General features: G+C 70.4%; 6 protein-coding genes and 1 tRNA gene. 5 read left to right on the top strand and 2 right to left on the bottom strand.

Features of this window, described 5'->3' with window-relative positions; genetic code table 11:
• Window positions 1-176 precede the first annotated feature (176 nt).
• A complete protein-coding gene (locus tag ACPYOM_RS20905; RefSeq protein ID WP_481347423.1) occupies window positions 177-698 on the bottom strand; it encodes a DUF5709 domain-containing protein in 522 nt (173 codons plus the stop codon).
• Window positions 695-2,041: an aspartate aminotransferase type Ic gene (locus ACPYOM_RS20900; RefSeq protein ID WP_481347422.1), complete on the bottom strand. Its 1,347-nt coding sequence runs from the start codon at window positions 2,039-2,041 to the stop codon at window positions 695-697. Before ACPYOM_RS20900 ends, ACPYOM_RS20905 begins: the two co-directional genes overlap by 4 nt.
• Before the next feature lie 180 nt (window positions 2,042-2,221).
• On the opposite strand from ACPYOM_RS20900, the gene ACPYOM_RS20895 reads away from it, so the two are divergent.
• From ACPYOM_RS20895 to rplA, 5 genes are all read left to right on the top strand, one after another.
• A tRNA-Trp gene (locus ACPYOM_RS20895) sits at window positions 2,222-2,294 on the top strand.
• A 100-nt stretch (window positions 2,295-2,394) separates the two neighbouring features.
• The gene (secE, locus tag ACPYOM_RS20890; RefSeq protein WP_481340666.1) at window positions 2,395-2,664 is read left to right on the top strand and encodes a preprotein translocase subunit SecE; all 270 of its coding nucleotides are present in this window, start codon (window positions 2,395-2,397) and stop codon (window positions 2,662-2,664) included.
• Between the two features lie 100 nt (window positions 2,665-2,764).
• A complete protein-coding gene (nusG, locus tag ACPYOM_RS20885) occupies window positions 2,765-3,643 on the top strand; it encodes a transcription termination/antitermination protein NusG (protein WP_481347421.1) in 879 nt (292 codons plus the stop codon).
• A gap of 106 nt (window positions 3,644-3,749) precedes the next feature.
• Window positions 3,750-4,181: a 50S ribosomal protein L11 gene (gene rplK / locus ACPYOM_RS20880; protein WP_481340668.1), complete on the top strand. Its 432-nt coding sequence runs from the start codon at window positions 3,750-3,752 to the stop codon at window positions 4,179-4,181.
• Window positions 4,182-4,344: 163 nt separating this feature from the next.
• On the top strand, window positions 4,345-5,049 hold a 705-nt coding region (gene rplA, locus ACPYOM_RS20875; RefSeq protein ID WP_481347420.1), incomplete at its 3' end, for a 50S ribosomal protein L1.

The raw sequence follows: 5,049 nt of genomic DNA, 5'->3' as shown, positions 1-5,049 counted from the left end.
GCTTCTGAACGGAGCGCGCGAAACGTGGTCGGAGCGCGGGAAATGTCGCGCGCCCGAACCTGGATTCGCGCGCTTCTGGACGGAGCGCGCGAAAAGTGGTCGGAGTGCGGGAAATGTCGCGCGCCGGAACCTGGATTCGCGCGCCGACGCGGCCGCGTCCTGCGCTGTGTCCGGGGTCAGCGGTCCTCGGGCTCGTCCGCGATCTCGTCGACGACGTGCACCGCGGCCTCCTCGGCGGACGCGGCAGCCCCGTCGATCCCGACGTCGGTGGCCCACACCTGCTTCTCGGCGTCCTCGTGCGCCCCCTCGTCGTCGGCGACGAGGCGACCGGCGCGCTGGTCGCCGACCTCGTTGTCACCGAGCCAGTCGTCCTCGGCCGCGATGGAGTCGGGGTCGTCACCGCCGAGGCGGTCCTCGTCGAGGCCGCTCTCGTTCTCGGGCCGCCCGTACGCCGAGGCGGGGTCGGGCTCCTCCTGCAGGATGCGCTGGTCGATCGTCTCGTCGAGGGACTGCTCGTAGGCGGTCGTCCCGAACGCGTCGGTGCCCCGCTCGGTCTCGGGCGGGGAGTAGCCCCGGTCCAGCGGGTCGTCGACGTCCTCGTCGTCCAGGTCCTCGATGTTCGAGGGCTGGTCCTCGTCGTCGACGCTGTAGGTCGTCAGGTCGTCGCTGATGCTCTCGTCGGGCCCGGTGTCGCTCACCGTGTCGCTCCTTCCGCGGCGGGGGCGGTGCTCTGCGAGGTCCCTACCCCGGCTGCACGCTCCCGTGTCACCTTCTCGGCGGCGGCGAGGGCCACGCACGTCGCGACGCCCGCCATGGCGGTGCGGACCTCCTCGAGGGTCGGGAAGGTCGGGGCGAGGCGGATGTTGCGGTCGCGCGGGTCCTGACCGTGCGGGAACGAGGCCCCCGCCGGGGTCAGGGCGATGCCGGCCGCCTTGGCCAGCTCGACGACGCGCGAGGCCGTGCCGTCGAGCACGTCGAGGTTGACGAAGTAGCCGCCGGTCGGGTGGCTCCACGTGGCCACCTCGAGCCCCGCCAGGCCCGCGGTCAGGGCCTCGTCGACGGCGGCGAACTTCGGGGCGATGATCTCGCGGTGCCGGCGCATGTGCGCGCGGACGCCGTCGGCGTCGCGGAAGAACTCGACGTGGCGCAGGTGGTTGACCTTGTCGGGACCGATCGAGGCCATCGACAGGTGCTTGAGGTACCACCGGACGGTCGCCTCGCTCGCCGCGAGGACCGCGACGCCCGCCCCCGCGAAGGTGATCTTCGAGGTCGAGGCGAACATGATCGGCCGGTTCGGGTTCCCCGAGGCGGCCGCCAGCGTGAGGATGTCCGCACTCTTGGCCTCGTCGTCGGTGAGGTGGTGGAACGCGTAGGCGTTGTCCCAGAAGATCGTGAAGTCCGGCGCCGCGGTCGGCATCGCGGCGAGGCGGGCCGCGACCTCCTGCGACACGACGGCCCCCGTCGGGTTGGCGTACGTCGGCACGATCCAGATGCCCTTGACGGTCGGGTCGTCCTTGACGAGCGCCTCGACGGCCGCCATGTCCGGGCCGTCGTCGTGCATGTCGACGTTGACCATCTCGATGCCGAGCTCGGCGAGCATCGAGAAGTGGCGGTCGTAGCCGGGCACGGGGCAGATGAACTTCACGGCGGGCTCCTGCGACCACGGCCGCGGCGAGCCGACGCCGCCGAACAGGAGCAGGTCGACGACCGTCGTGTACATCATCGTCAGGCTCGAGTTGCCGCCGGCGACGACCTGCGACGCGTCGACCCCGAGCAGGTCGGCGAAGATCTCGCGCAGCTCGGACAGCCCCTCGAGGCCGCCGTAGTTGCGGACGTCGACGCCGCCGCGGTCCTTCGTCGTCGTCGGCAGCCGGAGCAGGTCGTCGGACAGGTCCAGCTGGGCGCTCGAGGGCTTGCCGCGCGTCAGGTCCAGCGTGAGGCTGCGGTCCTTCAGGGCCGCATAGGCTGCCTGCTGCTCCGTGAGGAAGGCGGCGAGGTCGTCGTCGGACAGGGACGCGAGGGGGCTGCGCGAGTTCGTCACGTCCACGATCCTGCCACCGGGTGCGCGACCCGAGCAGGGCGGTCCGCATGCCGGTGGTGTGGCGCCGCGACGGCCGGTTCGCGTCGGGCCGATCCGTCCCGTATGATCGTCGCTCGGACGGCTGACGCTGGCCATGCTGTCGCATGCCGTCCCGCCGCGGTCGCCCCACGACCACGGCGAAGGGCAATAGCTCAATTGGTAGAGCACTGGTCTCCAAAACCAGCGGTTGGGGGTTCGAGTCCCTCTTGCCCTGCGCATCCCAGTGATGTGGTCGTCGTGCAAGGCGGCACGCGGCTCCTGCCCCGGACCTCGGGGCCTGTCGCGGGCCGTTTCCCAGGCAGAAAGTAGGAATCGTGACGGAGACGAGCGCCAAGCGCGGGTCCGGCCGGGCCGGCCAGGCTCGCGGCGGCAACCCGCTGTCGCGGTTCTTCGGTGCGATGAGCCTCTTCGTCCGGCAGATCCTCGACGAGCTGCGCAAGGTCGTGCGTCCCACGGGTCCCGAGCTCGTGCGGTACACGACGGTCGTCGTGGTCTTCGTCGTGGTCATGATGGCCCTGGTGTCGGCGCTCGACTTCGGTCTGAGCAAGCTGATCTCGTGGGTCCTCACCGGTTCGACGACCTAGGTCGCGCATCGGGCCGGGCGCGCGGGACACGGCCGCCCCCGTCACCGGGAGTCAGCCCAGCCGCACCGGCTGGTCCACGAGCAAGGAAGTAGGTCAGAGCGTGTCCGAGCAGTTCGCCCCGCAGGGCGCCCCGAACGGCGAGAACACCGAGAGCGACGTCGTCGAGCCGCTGGTCGACGCGTCCGACGCCTCGGTTGACGCCGCGGGTGAGGACACCGCCGACGTGACTCTCGACGAGACGACCGGTGAGGTCGCCGAGGGCGACGCGGACGTCGACGCCGACGTCGACGCCGAGGGTGACGTCGACGCCGAGGGCGACGTCCACGCCGAGGGCGACGCCGACGCCGACCGCGCCGGCGCGCCCGAGAGCGCCGACCCCGTCGCGGACTTCAAGCGTGACCTCCGGATGCGTGACGGCGACTGGTTCGTCGTGCACTCGTACGCGGGCTACGAGAACCGGGTCAAGGCCAACCTCGAGACGCGCATCCAGACCCTCAACATGGAGGACTTCATCTTCGAGATCGAGGTGCCCATGGAGGAGGTCACCGAGATCAAGAACGGCCAGAAGAAGCAGGTCCGCCGCGTCCGGATGCCCGGGTACGTCCTCGTGCGCATGGACCTCACCGACGAGAGCTGGGGCGCCGTGCGCCACACGCCGGGCGTGACCGGTTTCGTCGGCAACGCCCACCAGCCCGTGCCGCTGTCCGTCGACGAGGTGTTCACGATGCTCGCGCCGAGCCTCGAGGCCGCCGCCCCCGCCGGTGGCGCCGCCGCGGCTGCGTCGAGCGCGCCGAAGGACGTGCGGGTCGTCGACTTCGAGGTCGGCGAGTCCGTCACCGTCATGGAGGGCCCGTTCGAGACCCTCCCCGCCACGATCTCCGAGATCAACACCGACACCCAGAAGCTCAAGGTGCTGGTCTCGATCTTCGGCCGGGAGACCCCGGTCGAGCTGTCCTTCGGCCAGGTCGCCAAGATCTGACCGACCGGACCACGCGGTCCGCACCATCGCCCCCGCGGCACCCGCGGAGGCATGCAACCGGGTCATCGCCCACGGCGTCGGCCCACAACGAAGAAGGTAGGCACCCATGCCCCCCAAGAAGAAGGTCTCCGGCTTCATCAAGCTGCAGATCCAGGCCGGTCAGGCCACGCCCGCTCCGCCGGTCGGCCCGGCCCTCGGCCAGCACGGCGTCAACATCATGGAGTTCGTCAAGGCGTACAACGCCGCGACGGAGGCCCAGCGCGGCAACGTCATCCCGGTCGAGATCACGGTCTACGAGGACCGCTCGTTCACGTTCGTCACCAAGACGCCGCCGGCCGCCGAGCTCATCAAGAAGGCCGCCGGTGTGGCCAAGGGCTCCGGCGAGCCGCACAAGACGAAGGTCGCCAAGCTCTCGCGCGACCAGGTCCTCGAGATCGCCCGCCAGAAGATGGAGGACCTCAACGCCCACGACGAGGAGATGGCGGCGCGCATCATCGCCGGCACCGCTCGCTCGATGGGCATCGACACCGAGCTCTGAGAGCCGGGTCACCCTGATGTCGGGAGCCCGCCCCCTCGGGGGCGGGCCGCCCCGAACCGAGCCGCACGGCACACCGGCCACCGAGGCCGGCCCCCGGCCGGCGGCTCCGTGGGAGACCAGCGCACGGTCGCACCACGACTCCACGAAACAGCAAGGAGCAGTCATGAAGCGCAGCAAGAACTACCGCGCAGCCGCCGAGCTCATCACGCCCGGCAAGGTCTACGCGCCCCTCGAGGCCGTCCGCGTCGCCAAGCAGACGGCCAAGGCCAAGTACGACGAGACCGTCGAGGTGGCCTTCCGCCTCGGCGTCGACCCGCGCAAGGCCGACCAGGCCGTCCGTGGCACCGTCAACCTGCCGCACGGCACGGGCAAGACGGCCCGCGTCCTCGTGTTCGCCAACGCCGACAAGGCCGAGGCTGCCCGTGAGGCCGGCGCCGAGTACGTCGGCTCGGACGACATGCTCGAGAAGGTACAGGGCGGCTGGCTCGACTTCGACGCCGTCGTCGCGACGCCCGACATGATGGGCAAGGTCGGTCGACTCGGCAAGGTCCTCGGCCCGCGCGGTCTCATGCCGAACCCGAAGACCGGCACGGTCACGATGGACGTCGCCAAGGCCGTCACCGACATCAAGGGCGGCAAGATCGAGTTCCGCGTCGACAAGCACGCGAACCTCCACTTCATCATCGGCAAGGCCTCCTTCGACGAGAAGTCGCTCGTCGAGAACTACGCCGCAGCGCTCGAGGAGATCCTGCGACTCAAGCCGGCCAGCTCCAAGGGTCGCTACATCGAGAAGGCCACCGTCTCCACGACGATGGGCCCCGGCATCCCGCTCGACTTCAGCAAGACGCGCAACCTCCTCGTCGAGGAG

It is taken from the genome of Monashia sp. HAY1-2A (genome assembly GCF_056755315.1).
The sequence above is the reverse complement of the archived record's forward strand: the minus strand, read 5'-3'. Positions and strand labels throughout refer to the sequence as shown.

Bases quoted from the DNA above. Each gene is read 5' to 3' on its own strand.
- rplK (WP_481340668.1), top strand. From the start codon at position 3,750: ATGCCCCCCAAGAAGAAGGTCTCCGGCTTCATCAAGCTGCAGATCCAG.